At 35.2% G+C, this 15,869-nt stretch carries 18 protein-coding genes and 1 other RNA gene; 16 read left to right on the top strand and 3 right to left on the bottom strand.

Going from position 1 to position 15,869, the window contains the following annotated elements; genetic code table 11:
• Positions 1–237: 237 nt before the first annotated feature.
• Together AC0INN_RS07220 and AC0INN_RS07215 are read left to right on the top strand one after the other, a co-directional pair.
• Positions 238–633 (top strand): hypothetical protein, encoded by a 396-nt coding sequence (locus tag AC0INN_RS07220; RefSeq protein ID WP_273648171.1) that lies wholly within the window; start codon positions 238–240, stop codon positions 631–633.
• Positions 634–758: 125 nt separating this feature from the next.
• Positions 759–893, top strand: coding sequence for a bacteriocin-like protein (locus tag AC0INN_RS07215; protein WP_172278416.1), 135 nt, complete (start codon positions 759–761; stop codon positions 891–893).
• Positions 894–926: 33 nt separating this feature from the next.
• Here the strand turns inward: AC0INN_RS07215 and AC0INN_RS07210 are convergent, their stop codons facing one another.
• Positions 927–1,466 (bottom strand): hypothetical protein, encoded by a 540-nt coding sequence (locus AC0INN_RS07210; RefSeq protein WP_172278414.1) that lies wholly within the window; start codon positions 1,464–1,466, stop codon positions 927–929.
• 143 nt (positions 1,467–1,609) lie between these two features.
• Here AC0INN_RS07210 and AC0INN_RS07205 point away from each other — a divergent pair, with 143 nt between their 5' ends.
• From AC0INN_RS07205 to AC0INN_RS07195, 3 genes are all read left to right on the top strand, one after another.
• Positions 1,610–2,122, top strand: a complete 513-nt coding sequence (locus AC0INN_RS07205) for a DUF421 domain-containing protein (RefSeq protein WP_172278412.1) — start codon at positions 1,610–1,612, stop codon at positions 2,120–2,122.
• A gap of 4 nt (positions 2,123–2,126) precedes the next feature.
• Positions 2,127–2,627, top strand: a complete 501-nt coding sequence (locus AC0INN_RS07200; RefSeq protein ID WP_273648168.1) for a GNAT family N-acetyltransferase — start codon at positions 2,127–2,129, stop codon at positions 2,625–2,627.
• Positions 2,628–2,775: 148 nt separating this feature from the next.
• Complete coding sequence (locus AC0INN_RS07195; RefSeq protein ID WP_172278408.1) at positions 2,776–3,015, top strand: hypothetical protein; 240 nt, start codon at positions 2,776–2,778, stop codon at positions 3,013–3,015.
• A 318-nt stretch (positions 3,016–3,333) separates the two neighbouring features.
• Here AC0INN_RS07195 and AC0INN_RS07190 read toward each other — a convergent pair whose 3' ends face one another.
• A complete protein-coding gene (locus AC0INN_RS07190) occupies positions 3,334–3,648 on the bottom strand; it encodes a DUF4286 family protein (RefSeq protein WP_172278406.1) in 315 nt (104 codons plus the stop codon).
• A gap of 148 nt (positions 3,649–3,796) precedes the next feature.
• Here AC0INN_RS07190 and gyrA point away from each other — a divergent pair, with 148 nt between their 5' ends.
• The 6 genes from gyrA to AC0INN_RS07160 all read left to right on the top strand — a co-directional run bounded on the left by gyrA (position 3,797) and on the right by AC0INN_RS07160 (position 10,698).
• Positions 3,797–6,397, top strand: coding sequence for a DNA gyrase subunit A (gene gyrA, locus AC0INN_RS07185; protein WP_273648167.1), 2,601 nt, complete (start codon positions 3,797–3,799; stop codon positions 6,395–6,397).
• Positions 6,398–6,421: 24 nt separating this feature from the next.
• On the top strand, positions 6,422–7,447 hold the full coding sequence (locus tag AC0INN_RS07180) for a tetratricopeptide repeat protein (protein ID WP_172278402.1): 1,026 nt from the start codon (positions 6,422–6,424) through the stop codon (positions 7,445–7,447).
• Between the two features lie 170 nt (positions 7,448–7,617).
• Complete coding sequence (locus AC0INN_RS07175) at positions 7,618–8,454, top strand: 1,4-dihydroxy-2-naphthoyl-CoA synthase (protein ID WP_172278400.1); 837 nt, start codon at positions 7,618–7,620, stop codon at positions 8,452–8,454.
• 67 nt (positions 8,455–8,521) lie between these two features.
• Positions 8,522–9,451, top strand: a complete 930-nt coding sequence (gene menA, locus AC0INN_RS07170) for a 1,4-dihydroxy-2-naphthoate octaprenyltransferase (protein ID WP_273648166.1) — start codon at positions 8,522–8,524, stop codon at positions 9,449–9,451.
• A 13-nt stretch (positions 9,452–9,464) separates the two neighbouring features.
• Positions 9,465–9,914 (top strand): SRPBCC family protein, encoded by a 450-nt coding sequence (locus tag AC0INN_RS07165; protein WP_273648165.1) that lies wholly within the window; start codon positions 9,465–9,467, stop codon positions 9,912–9,914.
• 97 nt (positions 9,915–10,011) lie between these two features.
• The gene (locus AC0INN_RS07160) at positions 10,012–10,698 is read left to right on the top strand and encodes a metal-dependent hydrolase (RefSeq protein WP_273648164.1); all 687 of its coding nucleotides are present in this window, start codon (positions 10,012–10,014) and stop codon (positions 10,696–10,698) included.
• 15 nt (positions 10,699–10,713) lie between these two features.
• Here AC0INN_RS07160 and ffs read toward each other — a convergent pair.
• Positions 10,714–10,811, bottom strand: an RNA gene (gene ffs / locus AC0INN_RS07155) — signal recognition particle sRNA small type.
• 132 nt (positions 10,812–10,943) lie between these two features.
• Here ffs and AC0INN_RS07150 point away from each other — a divergent pair.
• From AC0INN_RS07150 to AC0INN_RS07130, 5 genes are all read left to right on the top strand, one after another.
• Complete coding sequence (locus AC0INN_RS07150) at positions 10,944–11,522, top strand: DUF4199 domain-containing protein (protein WP_273648163.1); 579 nt, start codon at positions 10,944–10,946, stop codon at positions 11,520–11,522.
• A 17-nt stretch (positions 11,523–11,539) separates the two neighbouring features.
• The gene (locus tag AC0INN_RS07145; RefSeq protein WP_172278390.1) at positions 11,540–12,490 is read left to right on the top strand and encodes a glycosyltransferase family 2 protein; all 951 of its coding nucleotides are present in this window, start codon (positions 11,540–11,542) and stop codon (positions 12,488–12,490) included.
• A 24-nt stretch (positions 12,491–12,514) separates the two neighbouring features.
• Positions 12,515–13,225: a DUF3667 domain-containing protein gene (locus AC0INN_RS07140; RefSeq protein ID WP_306612498.1), complete on the top strand. Its 711-nt coding sequence runs from the start codon at positions 12,515–12,517 to the stop codon at positions 13,223–13,225.
• A 6-nt stretch (positions 13,226–13,231) separates the two neighbouring features.
• The gene (locus AC0INN_RS07135) at positions 13,232–13,930 is read left to right on the top strand and encodes a GIN domain-containing protein (protein ID WP_306612496.1); all 699 of its coding nucleotides are present in this window, start codon (positions 13,232–13,234) and stop codon (positions 13,928–13,930) included.
• A 190-nt stretch (positions 13,931–14,120) separates the two neighbouring features.
• The gene (locus AC0INN_RS07130; RefSeq protein ID WP_273648160.1) at positions 14,121–15,836 is read left to right on the top strand and encodes a phospho-sugar mutase; all 1,716 of its coding nucleotides are present in this window, start codon (positions 14,121–14,123) and stop codon (positions 15,834–15,836) included.
• The last annotated feature ends 33 nt before the right edge of the window (positions 15,837–15,869 follow it).

Below are 15,869 nucleotides of genomic sequence, written 5' to 3'. Positions count from 1 at the left end.
ATTATCAAAGCCAATTGGATAGGAAAGATTTCGATAAAATAGGGTATAAAAAGGTGGTTTTCTCAACTCCAATATTAAATTTTCACATTGTTAATCTATTTAAATGTCTGTTATTTAGTGTTTTATGTTTTAATATTAACTGAATGTTAATTAAATATGAACTAAATATGAATTATTTTTAATAACTTAGAGTAGCAATTATAAATGGAATATTACAATATTTAAAATCAAATAGTTATGAAAAATAAAATTCAAATAGGTTCCCTATTCCTGTGCATTATAGGATTTGTTTCATTGAGTACTTTAAAAGCACAGACTACAAGTGGTAATGTCATTCCTGAAATTCAGCTGAGCAAAAATGATACGTTCAATAAAATACGAAAAGAGCTTATCAATAATTTCGACTTTACTAATTATGAATATAAACAAGGTGTTGTGAATTCAGAAGTGAAATTTGATATTACAGAAAATGGAAAAATTGTGAATGTACACTCAACAGGTGATTGCAAGAACGTAAGTAAAGAGATTGAAAATGTTTTAACGAATCTGAAAATAAATCGTAAAGATTTTAATAACAACATTATTGCTTATACCTATGTAATGCCTGTAACAGTTGAGATTGATAACAGGTAATAAATCTTTTCATAAAAGAAGTTTTGATAGTTTTTAAGTGTAAATAGTGAAAATTTTCTGCAAAAAACTGTAATAAATTAATTTGTTCTTCGTTTTAAATTTACCAAACATTAAAATTAAAAAGTATGAGAAATTTAAAGAAACTTAACAAGGAAGAATTAAAATCAGTGTATGGTGGAGAACCTAAAAAATACTGCGTATACTGTGAAAGATTGAATAAGACAGTATGTAGCGAAGTTCCAATCGCTCAGTGTCCTTAAAATAAAAAAAAGCTGCTTGACGAAGCAGCTTTTTTATTTGTTATAGCACAGGGCCTTTTTTGTTTCAATAATAAAAGCCTTGAGTTGCTCTTTGAGGGTAGACCTTTGAGTAAAAATGATATTGTCAATTTTCCAGCCCTTATCATTGATCAGTTGAATTGTATTTTCCCAAACCAGAGTAGGATATATTTTATCGTCTGCTTTATATTCACTGATTTCCATTTCCACGATGGCTTCTGCTGTATTTCCGGTTACATTTATGCTTTTTATTTTTTGATTTGTAGCATCAGGTACTCCTGTGAAAATAAAGCTTTCTACTGCTGCAGGTTTATCAGTGGGATAGTTGCTGTTTTTTATTCTTTGGGCATCCGCATCAGCTATCCTGTTTGCTTGATCAAGTATATTTTTTAGATCAGGAGAAAAAAGTTCCTTTGAAGAAGTAGAATTGGACGGTGAAGTGTATTTATAGAGTTGGTCTATTTTAGCTGTTATTTCCTTTTCATTGCTGCTTTTGCTTGTTACACAGCTGTTAAAAAGTAGCAGTAGAGAGAGGAAAAAAAGCAGTCGTTTCATAATATTGTGTTTGATGCTAACAGATGCTCAAACTTTATGCCAATCTTTTATAATTTTTCATAATTGAATTCGATAGGACTCTATTAAAAAATACTCATCAGAATCATAAAAATTTATACATTTGATAGATATAAATATAATTGGTGAATCCTATCCTAGATGTTGTAGTCCGTTCGCTTTGCGTATACCTGTTTATGGTCGTAGCGATCCGTCTGTTCGGCAAAAATCAGCTATCTCAGCTTAACGCGGGAGATGTAGTCTTGTTATTATTAATCTCCAATGCAGTGCAAAATGCAATGGTGGGTCAGGATACTTCCTTGCAGGGTGGTCTCATTGCTGCACTTGTCCTTTTTGCCGCCAATTTTATACTAAAAAGATTAATGTTTTCTAACCGTTCTTTTGAAACGTTTATGGAAGAAAATCCTGTAATCCTGGTAAAGGATGGTAAGATCGATGAAAAAGCTTTAAATACAGTAAAAATTACCAAAGATGAGCTGGAGGAAGCGATCAGGGAGCATGGAGTAGAAAGAATAGAAGATGTAAGGTTATCGATTCTGGAAGTGGATGGGAATATCAGTGTTGTTTCGGAAGATAACCAGACAAAGCAGACTCATTATTCGAGGATAAAAAGAAAAAATAAAAGAAAATATCAGTAATAAAATGAACTACGAGATCAGAGAAATGCTTCCCAGTGACGAAGTACGTGTATTAGAAATATTTCAACAGGGAATTGATGGTGGGATTGCCACTTTTGAGACAGAGGCTCCTAACAGAGAAGTTTGGAATACGGAATTTTTCAATGATTGCAGGTGGATATTGGAGAATGAAAATAATGAAGTAGTAGGATGGGCGGCCTTGAAGCCTGTGAGTAAAAGAGAATGTTTTAAAGGTGTTGCTGAGGTGAGTATTTATTTCGATAATCAGTACCAGGGAAAAGGGCTGGGATCTGTGCTGCTTAAAAAGATGATTCTGGATAGTGAATATCATGGATTCTGGACTTTACAGTCTAATATATTTCCGGAAAATGAAGCTTCTATAAAATTTCATCAGAAGAATGGATTCAGAACAGTGGGAGTTCGTAAAAAAGTGGGAAAGCTCAATGGAGAGTGGAAAGATCTTGTCATGCTTGAAAAAAGAAGTGAGACAGTTGGGTTTGATTAGGCAGTGTCCGCTTTAAAAAACGGCAACGCATTCCTAAACTTTAACTTTGTCCTCTAACCTCTAACCTCTAACCTCTAACCTCTAACTTCTTTTTGCTTTTGGCATCAACCTTGTTTATATACATTTCGAAATTCGAAACAATGAAAATATGAACGGTTTGATAAAAATGCTAGGTGTGGTTTCTTTGACTTTAATGCTAAGTAGCTGTACAGTGCAGGAATACCACCATGGAAGGAGAGGATTACCTCCGGGCCAAGCTAAGAAAGTGTATGGCGGAAGTGCAAGATACTATGCACCGGGTCAGGTTAAAAAAAGAGTGTACTATTACGAATATGATGATGATAGAGGACGAGGACACAAGAAACATAAAAAACATCACAGAGATTAACATCTCTTGAAAAATTAAAACCCTGTAAAAGCAGGGTTTTTAATTTTATAAGGTGTTTTAGAATTTATTATGTATGAAATAAATATCTGGCATTCAGATTGTTGTTGTTATGGTAATCATAAAAAGAAAAAATATGAAAACCCTGACTAAAACTATCGGCATACTGGCGTTGGTTTTCCTGCTGACTTCTTGTCTGCATCATCCACCTCCACCGCCAAGACCACATGGACCCCCGCATCATTCGAGGTAATGAAAGCGATTTATAATTAATTTTTAATACAACAAAAAAGCTCTGAGATTTCAGAGCTTTTTTTATGATTACATTCTTGTTTTTTTGGGGTTCAAGAAAGTATTGAATATCATGACCTCTTGCCCGAACTGTTTTTCAACTCTTTCTCTAATGTTTAAGAGCTCACTCTCGATAAAATCTGTCCGAAGCTCATCATTATCAAAGATCAGCAAGAGATTATAATTCTTCCCTTCGTCGATATAATCACTTTCGATCTCAGAAAGAATATATTTGTTTACATCCATAAGATTTTCAGTCATTAAAACCAATGTCTCATCCATATAATTTTCCCACTCTTCAAGATTATTTTTTGTGCAATGGAAAGTTATACTTAATAGGCTCATATTTTAAGAATTTTTAAGATTTTGTGGATAAATTCTACCACAAAAATCGGTAAAAATTTCGTAAATTAGCCCGTTATTAAAAAACCAAAATAAATAATTTTCAGACTCACAGCTAAAAGTCTGACTGTCATTATAATAAAATTTGTTTATGCAAAAAGAAGGAGAAAGACTAATTCCTATCAACATTGTTGATGAAATGAAGTCATCTTATATCGATTATTCGATGTCGGTTATCGTTTCAAGGGCGTTACCTGACGTAAGAGATGGCTTAAAACCCGTTCATAGAAGAGTGCTTTATGGTATGTATGGATTAGGGGTTTTTTCTAATAGAAAATACTTAAAATCTGCGAGAATTGTTGGGGATGTTTTAGGTAAATATCACCCTCACGGAGACTCTTCTGTATACGATGCAATGGTAAGAATGGCGCAATCCTGGAGTTTACGTTATCCACAGGTTGATGGTCAGGGGAACTTCGGTTCAATGGATGGAGATCCACCTGCAGCAATGCGTTATACTGAGGCAAGATTGAAAAAAATCTCTGACGACGTTCTTGCTGATCTTGACAAAGAAACAGTTGATTTTCAGAATAACTTTGATGACAGCTTACAGGAACCTACTGTAATGCCTACTAAAATTCCTAATCTTTTAGTTAACGGAACTTCCGGTATTGCCGTAGGTATGGCAACCAACATGGCCCCGCATAACCTGTCTGAGTCTGTTAATGCTATTGTTGCTTACATCGATAATAAAGAGATTACCATAGATGAGCTGATGCAGCACATCGTTGCTCCGGATTTTCCAACAGGAGGAATTATTTATGGATACGATGGAGTAAGAGATGCATTCCATACAGGAAGAGGAAGGGTAGTTCTTAGAGCAAAAGTTAATTTCGAAGAGATAGGAAACAGAAATGCTATTATCGTAACTGAAATTCCATATCAGGTAAACAAAGCTGAAATGATTGCCAGGACAGCTGAGCTGGTTAAAGACGAGAAAATTCCAGGAATCTATGAGATAAGAGATGAGTCCGACAGAAACGGACTTCGTATTGTATATGAGCTGAAAAATGATGCGATTCCGAATGTTGTATTGAATTTATTATATAAATATACTTCACTTCAAACATCTTTCAGTGTCAACAATATTGCTTTGGTACACGGAAGACCGGAACAATTAAACTTAAAGGATATTATCCATCACTTTGTAGAGCACAGACATGATGTTGTTATAAGAAGAACTCAGTTTGAGCTTAAGAAAGCCAAAGAAAGAGCACATATCCTTGAAGGATTCATGAAGGTGATCGGTACGCAGGACTCTCTGGATAAGGCAATTTCTATAATCCGTCACAGTGTAAACCCACAGGCTGCTAAGGAAGGATTGATTCAGGAGTTTGATCTTTCTGAAATCCAGGCCCAGGCAATTCTTGATCTGCGTTTGGCTCGTTTAACGGGAATGGAACTGGATAAGATCCGTGATGAGTATGACGCGATCATGAAAGAAATTCTGAATTTAGAAGATATCCTTGCTAACGAAAGCAGAAGGTTTGAAATCATTAAAGAGGAATTACTTGAAGTAAAAGAAAAATATGGTGATGAAAGAAGAACTGAAATCGATTATTCAGGAGGTGAAATGTCAATTGAAGACATTATTCCTAATGAAGCGGTAGTTCTTACTATTTCTCACGCAGGATATATCAAGAGGACTTCCCTGTCAGAATATAAGATCCAGAGCAGGGGTGGTGTAGGAAACAGAGCGGCAACAACAAGAGATGAAGATTTCCTTGAATATATTGTTTCTGCGACCAATCACCAGTATATGTTGTTCTTTACAGAAAAAGGAAGATGTTATTGGTTAAGGGTATTTGAAATCCCTGAAGGTTCTAAAACGGCAAAAGGAAGAGCTGTACAAAACCTTATCAATATCGAACCGGACGATAAGATCAAAGCATATATCAGAACCAATGATCTGAAAGATGCTGAATACATCAATCAGATGAGTGTGGTTATGATCACTAAGAACGGTACGATCAAAAAGACATCTCTTGAAGCTTATTCAAGGCCAAGAGTTAATGGTATTAATGCTATTGAAATCAGGGACAATGACCAATTGTTAGGAGCATGGCTTACGAACGGAACTTCTCAGATCATGATTGCTACTAAAAATGGTAAATGTATTCGCTTCCCGGAAGAAAAAGTAAGAGAGGTAGGTAGAGGATCTATCGGGGTTCGTGGTATTACCATGGAAGATAATGACGAGGTAATTGGTATGATTGTTGTGAACGATGTAGAGAATGAAACCGTTTTAGTGGTTTCTGAAAAGGGTTATGGTAAAAGAACTGCTGTAGAAGATTACAGAATTACCAACAGAGGAGGAAAAGGAGTTATTACCTTAAACATTACCGAAAAAACAGGAAATCTTATTGCCATCCAGAATGTAACGGATGAAGATGGATTGATGATCATCAATAAATCCGGTGTTGCTATCCGTATGAATATGGATGAAATGAGGGTTATGGGTAGAAATACACAAGGGGTTCGAATGATCAACCTTAAGAAAAATGATGAAATTGCGGCGATTGCAAAAGTGGAGATGGATAAGGATGTAGAAGAAGAGTTAGAGGAAGGAGAAGAAGGAGCAGAATCTACACAAAGCAGTGATGCAGATGCAAATGTAACACCACAATTAGAAAATAATTCGGAAAATGAAGAGTCTGCCGATGAAACCGGAGATTCAGATTCTGAAGAATAAATGTAAATAAAATAAATTCTGATTATGAAAAAGCTAATTTTAAGTATAGCGATTATTTCTTCAGCTTTTGTTTTCGGACAGAAGAAGGATGTAAATGCTCAGCTACAAGATGCTAACAAAGCAGCTATGGATGCATATAATGCGAAAAACTATGCTGTTGCGGCTCCTAAGTTTTTAGAGGTTTATAACCTGTTAAAAACGAATGGCCAAGATGATAAAGTGTATATGTATTATGCAGGACTTAACTATGCTTTGGCTAACAACGTTGATGAAGCCATTAAGATCTATACTGAATTGATTAATTCAGGATATACAGGAGTTCAGACCAACTATACGGCAAAAGATAAAAAAACAGGTCAGGTTGCTACTTATGATAAAGGAACTTGGGAGATGCTGAAAAAATCTTCAGATTATTCAGACTTCAAAACAGAGCAAACTCCAAGTGTAGAGCCTGATTTATATGAGACTTTATCTACATTGCTTTTAAATGCCAAGAAGAATGATGAGGCTGTAGCTATCATTGAAAAAGGATTAGCTAAATTTCCTAATAATGCTAAGCTGAAAGACTTCCAAAGTACAGCTTATTATCAGTCAGGAAATACAGATAAATTTGTGGCTACTTTAAAAGAGCAGTTAGCGAAAAATCCTAATGATGCTACCAACTGGTATAATTTAGGAGTTATGCAATCTAAAAATCCTGCTACCGGTGCAGATGCTGAAGCTTCTTTTAAAAAAGCAATTGAGTTGAAGCCTGATTTTGCCAATGCTTATCAAAACTTAGTGTATACAATAATCGGAGAAGATGATAAAGCAGTAAATGAAATCAACACGCTTAGAAAAACTAAGCCGGATGATGCAACGAAGCTTATCGAAGCCAGAAAAGAAAGATTTAACAAAGCTTTACCTTATGCTGAAAGCTGGTATAAGGCTCTTCCTAATGATGTAAATGCGGTTACTATGCTGAAGGAGATTTACAGCATTACTAAGAATCAGGCTAAGATGGCTGAAATGAAAGCTAAAGAAGCTGAACTTCAGGGAAAAGCTAAATAATATTCTTTAAAAGGATTGATATAGAAAACCGAAACAATTTTGTTTCGGTTTTTGTTTTTTAATCCGAAAATGAGCTTCCTCAGTTTCAATGTTTTTTTACATGATAATCCTTGTTTTTGGAACGTTAAAATTCTCTGCAATTCCGTATCTTTGAGAAAAATTTTTACAAGATGATTGAGTGGAAAACCGCTAAAGAATACGAAGATATTACCTATAAAAAATGCAATGGTGTAGCTCGAATTGCTTTCAACAGACCGGAGGTTCGTAATGCTTTCAGACCTAAGACAACTTCAGAATTATATGATGCTTTTTATGACGCTTATGAAGACTCTTCAATAGGTGTTGTTTTGCTTTCAGGAGAAGGACCAAGTCCTAAAGACGGAGGATGGGCTTTCTGTAGTGGAGGAGACCAAAAAGCAAGAGGACATCAAGGGTATGTAGGTGAAGATGGAAGACATCGTCTGAATATCTTAGAAGTTCAGCGTTTAATCCGTTTTATGCCTAAGGTAGTAATTGCCGTTGTTCCGGGTTGGGCAGTAGGTGGAGGACATTCGCTTCATGTGGTTTGTGATCTCACGCTAGCTAGTAAGGAACATGCTATTTTCAAACAAACGGATGCTGACGTTACAAGCTTCGATGGTGGTTATGGTTCTGCATATCTTGCAAAAATGGTAGGCCAGAAAAAGGCCCGTGAAATTTTCTTTTTAGGAAGAAACTATTCTGCCCAGGAAGCTTTGGAGATGGGAATGGTGAATGCCGTTATTCCACATGAAGAATTAGAAGATACAGCTTATGAATGGGCACAGGAAATTTTAGCCAAATCTCCGACTTCCATCAGAATGCTGAAATTCGCAATGAACTTAACTGACGATGGAATGGTGGGACAACAGGTTTTTGCAGGAGAAGCTACCCGTTTGGCTTATATGACTGAAGAAGCTCAGGAAGGCAGAAATGCATTCCTGGAAAAAAGAAAACCTGACTTCGGGGAAAATCAATGGATATCATAAAAATATAAATGATAATTGATAAATGATCACGGTATCATTTATCAATTATCGCTTATCAATTATAACTATGAAAGATTGGATAAAAGCCGCAAGGCTAAGAACGTTACCGCTTTCTTTGAGCGGAATTATTATGGGTAGTTTCATTGCAAAATGGAAATTATACGGTGAAGGAGGGACCTGGGATTGGAAGATTTTTGCTTTAGCCCTGCTGGTAACACTTCTGTATCAGATCTTATCAAACTATGCCAATGATTATGGTGACGGCGTAAAAGGTACAGATGCAAAAAGAATCAGTGAGGCCGAAAGTCGAGCAGTAGCTTCAGGAAAGATTACAGCAAAGCAAATGAAAAATGCAGTGATCTTATTTTCAACCTTGTCCTTTATAGCAACTGTTGTTTTACTGTACGTTGCATTCATTCCCGATTATATGAATGAGTTTTACATTTTTATAGGTCTGGGAGTTGCAAGTATTTTAGCGGCAATCGGCTATACTGTAGGTAAGAAACCTTACGGGTATATGGGATTGGGAGACGTTTTTGTATTTATCTTTTTTGGTTTGGTTTCTGTTTGCGGAAGTTATTTTCTGTTCACAAAAACATTCAGCTGGGATATCTTATTGCCGGGAACGGCAGTTGGAATGATGAGTATGGCTGTTTTAAATCTTAATAATATGAGGGATATTGAAACGGATCGATTATCTGGGAAGAACAGCTTTGCCTTAAGATTAGGTTTCAGGAATGCAATGATTTATGAGATGATCCTTTTGCAGCTTCCTCTGATTTTAATCCTTATCTTTTTAGGAATAAACGGTTTCATACAGTCGCAAAATTATTATGTATTCATTGTAATGATCCTGTTAATCCCGTTTGCTAAACTGAGAAGGAAAATAATGTCTGTAAAGGAGCCTAAAGAACTTGATCAGTATTTGAAACAAGTGGGTATCCTGACGTTTACTATGGCTGTACTGACAGCAATCGGACTTAATTTTTTTAACTAAACAAATTATCAGTATGAGTAATTCTCCTGCATTCGTTGAAGCTCAAATGCTTATCAGAAAACCTGTTCATGAGGTGTTTGAAGCATTTATCAATCCTGAACTAACCACTCAATTTTGGTTTACGAAATCGAGCGGAAGACTTGAAGAAGGTAAAACAATTACCTGGGAATGGGAAATGTATGGAGTGAAAAATAATGTCACTGTTCATAAAATCATTCCCAATCATCTTATCAAAACAGAATGGGGTGATCCCTCATCTAATGTGGATTATGAATTCAAAGAAATGGAGAAAGGGACTTTGGTTGTGATTAAAAGCTATGGATTTACCCAGACAGGTGAAAATCTTTTAAAGACAATTAATGATAATACGGGTGGTTTTACGACAGTTTTAGACGGTTGTAAAGCATATCTGGAACATGGCATTAACCTCAGGCTGATTGAAGATAAATTTCCCCAAAAATAAATGATGTATTCTTTGTTTATTCAATATCAACAAATCTTTGAAACATTATTTAGAAATACTTGACAATTATATTTAACATAATTAAAATAAAATCAAAATGAAAATACAATTCTTAGGACAAAATTGTTTTTTGTTCACATACAAGGATAGGACTATTTTAAGTGATCCTTTTTATAATTATAAAAAAGCAGAGTCCGGATTTGATATTTCTGCCCAGAAAATCGATTATATCCTGCTGACCCACGCTCATGGTGATCATATAGCAGATGTGGCGGAAGTTTTGGAATATCATCCAGAAGCTACCGTTATCGGGGTGCCTGAAGTGTGTGGATACTTCAAGGCTGCAAAAAACAAAGATGATGTGAACTTAGGAGGATCGGCAAAAATCGACGATCTTAAAATTTCCATGGTTCCGGCTCACCATACTAGTTCTTTCCCTGATGGAAGCTATGGAGGTGTTCCCGTGGGATATATTTTCAGATTACCTGAAGGTAAGAATATTTATCTGGCAGGGGATACAGGAGTAATGGCAGATATGGAATTATTTCCAAGGCTTTACGGAAATATTGATTTGTCCATTTTACCAATTGGAAGCCATTATACAATGTGCCCGAGAAAAGCGGCCTTTGCAGCATCTGAATTGCTAAAAACACCAAAAGTAATAGGATGTCATTTTGATACTTTCCCGGCTATTGAAATAAATCATGAAAGTGCCTTAAAACATTTTAATGATAAAAATGTAGAGCTTGTTTTACCGAAATTGGGAGAGGAGTTTGAATTTTAAACTAAGGGAAATAAAAAATGGCAAGCTACCTACATCACACCGCTACGACCGATTACCTTTGCTGTGTTCCCACCCTGGAGGATTCTCAGGAGCTGGTTGTGTAGGACTTGCCGGTGCAAAGATAGGAATTAATTATAAATTTGAAAATAATATTACAGAAAAATGAACGAAAAAAAGCTTTACTGGTGCTAAATTGCTGAAATTTAGGGTAATAATTTTTCTAAAATTTTTCTAAAAATAAGAATATGACGAAAAGTCCATCCACTATAGGAATTATACTATTTATCGCTACAATGATTGTTTTTTTTGTAGCATACTACTTCTTCTCAGGAATTCATTATTTTGATACATCCCTCAAAATCAATGCTTTCGTATTGCCTGTTATTTATGCAGGAGGAGCATTCTGGTCTGTTAAATCACGTTGGAATACCCATAAAATGGGTTTCAGAGAAGCTTTCAAGAGATCTTTTGTGCCCATGTTTATTGGTGGAATTCTTTCCATATTTAGCATTTACCTGTTCCTGAATTTTGTTGATACAGATGCTAAAAAACTGTTAAATTACCAGTATGTTGAAAGACAAAAATCTGAATTAGATTCTGAATATCAGTCTGCAAGAAAGATTTTGAAACATCAGAAAGACATTAATGAATTAGATCAAAAATACAAAGAGAGAAGTCAAAGCTTTTCTCCACAAGCTGTAAAAGGAAAAGATATGCTTACTGCAAGTCATTTTTCAGGATATTTTGCAGCAATTCTTATATTTTACGTAGTTTTGTCCCTGTTTTTCGGAGCGTTTTTCAGAACAAAAACGATTCATCAATAAATCTTTATAAAAATTAAATGAACTTATCTATAATTATTCCGCTACTTAATGAAGAAGACTCTCTTGAAGAGCTGTTTTCAAGGATTGATCTGGTTTGTGCAACGAACAATTTATCCTATGAAATCTGGTTTGTAGATGATGGAAGTACGGATTTGTCCTGGAGCATTATCGAAAATCTGAAGGTACAGCATCCACAGATTCATGGAATTAAATTTTCCAGAAATTATGGGAAATCCCAGGCATTGCATGCAGCGTTTGAAAGAGCACACGGAGATGTGATCATTACAATGGATGCTGATTTACAGGATTTTCCTGAAGAGATTCCTGATCTTTATAAAATGGTCGTTGAAGATAATTACGACATTGTTTCAGGGTGGAAAAAGAAACGGTTTGACAATGTAATGACCAAAAATGTTCCGTCTAAACTTTTCAATGCTGCTGCTAGAAAAGTTTCAGGAGTGGAGCTGCACGATTTCAATTGTGGTTTGAAGGCATATAAAAAACAGGTCGTTAAATCTATTGATGTATATGGAGATATGCATCGATACATTCCAGTTCTGGCTGCGAATGCAGGATTCAAAAGGATTACGGAAAAAGAAGTCCGTCATCAGGCCCGGCCTTACGGGACTTCCAAATTTGGTACTGAAAGGTTTATCCGGGGATTTCTGGATTTAGTAACACTTTGGTTTGTAAGCCGTTTCGGAGGAAGACCTATGCATTTTTTTGGAGCGGTGGGAACCACTATGTTTATTTTTGGATTCCTTTCAGCATTTTGGCTGGGTGTTTCGAAATTAATTGATGTTTCCAGAGGAATTTATGGTCACCTGATTACCAATAATCCATGGTTCTTTATTGCTTTAACCATGATGATTATGGGAACATTGCTTTTTATTGCCGGCTTCTTAGGAGAAATGATCATAAGGACTAATAGAGAACATAAAAATTATAATATTGATGAAGTGATTTAATAGGATATGGTTAAAAAGACTTGTTTGAACTGCGGTTATACAATCTCCGGTGAGTTTTGTGCTCATTGCGGACAGAAGACCGACACAACAAGAATAACTCATATCTCACTTATTAAAAATGACATCTTAGGATCCATCTGGCATGTAGAAACCCGTTTTTTCAAAACAATAAAGAGTATTTTGTTTCGGCCCGGAAAAACAGCAATGGATTATATAGCAGGAAAAAGAATCAGATATTACAACTTTATTTCGTTGTTGCTGATTCTTTTTAGCTTTAATGTCCTGACCTTACATTTTTACGAAAAATTTGCAACGAAAGAAGCAATTCCTGAATCTTCTGAAGTAAGAACTTTTTTTGCGAGATACTCCAAAACAATCCTCTTTGTTATTATCCCAATGCTCGCAGTTAACTCTTTTTTTATTTTTAAAAAGGTAAAATTGAATCTTGGGGAGCATTTTATCCTTGGAACAGTAAGTCTTTTAGGAATTTTAGTTATATTTTTGCTAGATGATATCGTAAGTTTTATGGGTTTATGGAAGCCTTTATCAAAAATTACTGATATTGCTGATAAAATTTTATTCGTTCTTTTTATTCTCTTTCCTGCAATCACTTATTGGAATGCTTTTAAAAAATCATACTCAAAACCAGGTTTAATGGTGAGAGTATCAATTCTTTATGTGGTAATGGGAATAGAAAGTCTTGCAATAATTGCTGTTTTATATAAAATATTTTAAGTAAGTATGAAAAATATATTGTACATATTTGTGCTTGTAGCCGTAATTTCTTGTGGAAAAGTTTCCCCCAAAGGAAATATTGAGAGAAAAGATGTGGATGTTTCGGAATTTGTCAACCTGGACCTTAACGGGAAGTTTAGGGTATTTTATGCGAGAGGTCCTAAAAATTTTGTTGAAATAGAGACTTATCCAAATGTTGCCAATAACTTAGATGTAGATGTGAAAGACAAAACTCTTTCAATTAAAGAAAAAAGAGGAACAAAGGGAGTTGATTTTTATAATGTGACCATTTATTCAAAATATAATCTTGAAAAAGTTTCCATTTCAGATTCTGTAGAAATGAATATTTCGAGTGAAATAAAAACAGATAATTTTAAGCTTAATTTAAAGAATAACGCTACATTTATGGGTTCAGTGAACACAAGAAGAGCGGAAATAGAGATGGTGAACAGGAGTAGAGCCAATTTTTTAGGAGAAACTAAAAATGCAGTAATAAAGATTTCTGATACGGCTAGCCTGATTGCTCCGTATTGGAAAATCACCAACCTGAATATTGATTCTAAAAACGGGAATTATGCTGAAGTTAATGTAAAAGATTCTCTTAAAGGACATATTCAGAATACAGCAAAGTTTTTATATTATAATGATCCTATCCGCGCTTTCAAAATTGATAAAACAACAAAGGTTGAAAATAAGACGCTATAATAGAAGCTGAAAGTTAGGAGAGCATGTAATTGTTTATAAAAAAGAATAGAAAATATATTTCTGAATAAAGTTGTAAAGAAATGTATACAGAAATGCAATAAAAGAATAATAAATATACGCTGCAAAAGTTGATATGGAGACAGCTGAAAGGCCTCCGACATCAGACTTCCAGCTTAAATAAGATACAAATATGACAACATTAGAAAAAGCGAAACTTTGGTTAAGTGAAACGTTTGATCAGGAAACGAGAGATGCTGTGAAATTATTAATTGATAGTAATTCTCCTGATCTGGAAGATTCTTTTTACAGGGAACTGGAATTTGGAACCGGAGGTATGAGAGGAATTATGGGGGTTGGAACGAATCGTTTAAATAAATACACTTTAGGTCAAGCTACACAAGGACTTGCGAACTATATGTTAAAGCAATTTCCCAATGAGGAAATTAAAGTAGCTATCGCTTATGACGTTCGTCATAATTCCAAAGAATTTGGAAAACTGGTAGCTGATGTTTTAACGGCTAATGGAATTAAGGTATTGCTTTTTAAAGATCACAGACCTACGCCGGAATTGTCTTTTACCGTTCGTGATAAAAAATGTAACGGGGGTATTGTACTTACGGCTTCTCACAATCCACCGGAATATAATGGATACAAAGTATACTGGAATGATGGAGCTCAAATTGTTCCGCCTCATGATGAAGCAATTATCAATGAGGTGTATTCTGTGAAATTTGATGAAATTAAATTTGACGGGAACGATGATCTTATTGAATGGATCGGGGCAGAGCAGGATGATGTTTATATTGATGCCTGTATTGAGAATTCCACGTATCAGAATGTTGGAAAAGAGAACCTGAATATTGTCTTTACATCCATTCACGGAACAACTTATACAACGGTTCCGAAGGCTTTGGAAAAAGCAGGATTCAAAAAAGTGGATCTTGTAAAAGAACAGATGATTCCTAGCGGAAACTTTACTACTGTAGCTTCCCCAAACCCTGAAGAGCCTGCTGCATTGGAAATGGCAATGGATCTTGCAAAAATTACCAATGCTGATATTGTGATTGGAACAGATCCGGATGGTGACAGATTGGGAATTGCAGTGAGAAACCTTGATGGAGAAATGCAACTGCTGAATGGTAATCAAACCAATACTATTCTTACGTATTATATTCTAAATGAATGGAGAAAACTGGATAAGATCACTGGAAAAGAGTTTATTGGTTCTACGATTGTTACGTCAGATATTTTCTTTGATATTGCCCAAAAATTTGGGGTTGCCTGTAAGGCAGGTCTTACCGGTTTTAAATGGATCGGAAAAATGATCCGTGAAGCTGAGGGAAAAGAAAAGTTTGTTTGCGGAGGAGAAGAAAGCTTTGGTTTTATGACCGGGGATTTTGTTCGTGATAAAGATTCTTGTGGAAGTATTCTTTTGGCGTGCGAAATTGCAGCATGGTGCAAAGCCAATGGCAGAACGATGTATCAATATATGATTGAGATATATCAGGAGACAGGAATGTACTATGAGGGATTGGTGAATCTTGTCAGAAAAGGTAAGGACGGAGCTGAAGAAATTCAGAACATGATGAAAAATTTCCGAGAAAACCCTCCAAAAGAAATCGCGGGGTCTTTGGTTGAAGATATTAAAGATTTTAAGGAACAAACCCATTTTATTGTTTCTAAAAATGAAAAACAGGTTATGAATGAGATTCCAAAATCCAATGTATTGATTTACTATACTCAGGATGGAACTAAAGTTTGTGTAAGACCTTCCGGAACAGAACCAAAGATCAAGTTTTATATTTCGGTAAAAGATATGATTACTTCCGAAGCTGATTTCAGAGATAAATTAAAATCTTTGGATGAGAAAATTGATCAGGTAAAAGCAGATCTTAAACTAGACTGAAAATGAAAGTTATAAATTTGGTTTATACATTTA

Source organism: Chryseobacterium subflavum (genome assembly GCF_055762745.1).
The sequence above is the reverse complement of the archived record's forward strand: the minus strand, read 5'-3'. Positions and strand labels throughout refer to the sequence as shown.

Excerpts from the sequence above, each read along its gene's own strand:
- AC0INN_RS07135 (WP_306612496.1), top strand. The coding sequence starts at position 13,232 with ATGAAAAATATATTGTACATATTTGTGCTTGTAGCCGTAATTTCTTGT.
- AC0INN_RS07190 (WP_172278406.1), bottom strand. The coding sequence starts at position 3,648 with ATGAGCCTATTAAGTATAACTTTCCATTGCACAAAAAATAATCTTGAA.
- menA (WP_273648166.1), top strand. The coding sequence starts at position 8,522 with ATGAAAGATTGGATAAAAGCCGCAAGGCTAAGAACGTTACCGCTTTCT.
- AC0INN_RS07175 (WP_172278400.1), top strand. The coding sequence starts at position 7,618 with ATGATTGAGTGGAAAACCGCTAAAGAATACGAAGATATTACCTATAAA.
- AC0INN_RS07195 (WP_172278408.1), top strand. The coding sequence starts at position 2,776 with ATGAACGGTTTGATAAAAATGCTAGGTGTGGTTTCTTTGACTTTAATG.
- AC0INN_RS07165 (WP_273648165.1), top strand. The coding sequence starts at position 9,465 with ATGAGTAATTCTCCTGCATTCGTTGAAGCTCAAATGCTTATCAGAAAA.
- AC0INN_RS07180 (WP_172278402.1), top strand. The coding sequence starts at position 6,422 with ATGAAAAAGCTAATTTTAAGTATAGCGATTATTTCTTCAGCTTTTGTT.
- AC0INN_RS07160 (WP_273648164.1), top strand. The coding sequence starts at position 10,012 with ATGAAAATACAATTCTTAGGACAAAATTGTTTTTTGTTCACATACAAG.
- AC0INN_RS07150 (WP_273648163.1), top strand. The coding sequence starts at position 10,944 with ATGACGAAAAGTCCATCCACTATAGGAATTATACTATTTATCGCTACA.
- AC0INN_RS07130 (WP_273648160.1), top strand. The coding sequence starts at position 14,121 with ATGACAACATTAGAAAAAGCGAAACTTTGGTTAAGTGAAACGTTTGAT.
- AC0INN_RS07220 (WP_273648171.1), top strand. The coding sequence starts at position 238 with ATGAAAAATAAAATTCAAATAGGTTCCCTATTCCTGTGCATTATAGGA.
- AC0INN_RS07145 (WP_172278390.1), top strand. The coding sequence starts at position 11,540 with ATGAACTTATCTATAATTATTCCGCTACTTAATGAAGAAGACTCTCTT.
- AC0INN_RS07210 (WP_172278414.1), bottom strand. The coding sequence starts at position 1,466 with ATGAAACGACTGCTTTTTTTCCTCTCTCTACTGCTACTTTTTAACAGC.
- AC0INN_RS07215 (WP_172278416.1), top strand. The coding sequence starts at position 759 with ATGAGAAATTTAAAGAAACTTAACAAGGAAGAATTAAAATCAGTGTAT.
- gyrA (WP_273648167.1), top strand. The coding sequence starts at position 3,797 with ATGCAAAAAGAAGGAGAAAGACTAATTCCTATCAACATTGTTGATGAA.
- AC0INN_RS07200 (WP_273648168.1), top strand. The coding sequence starts at position 2,127 with ATGAACTACGAGATCAGAGAAATGCTTCCCAGTGACGAAGTACGTGTA.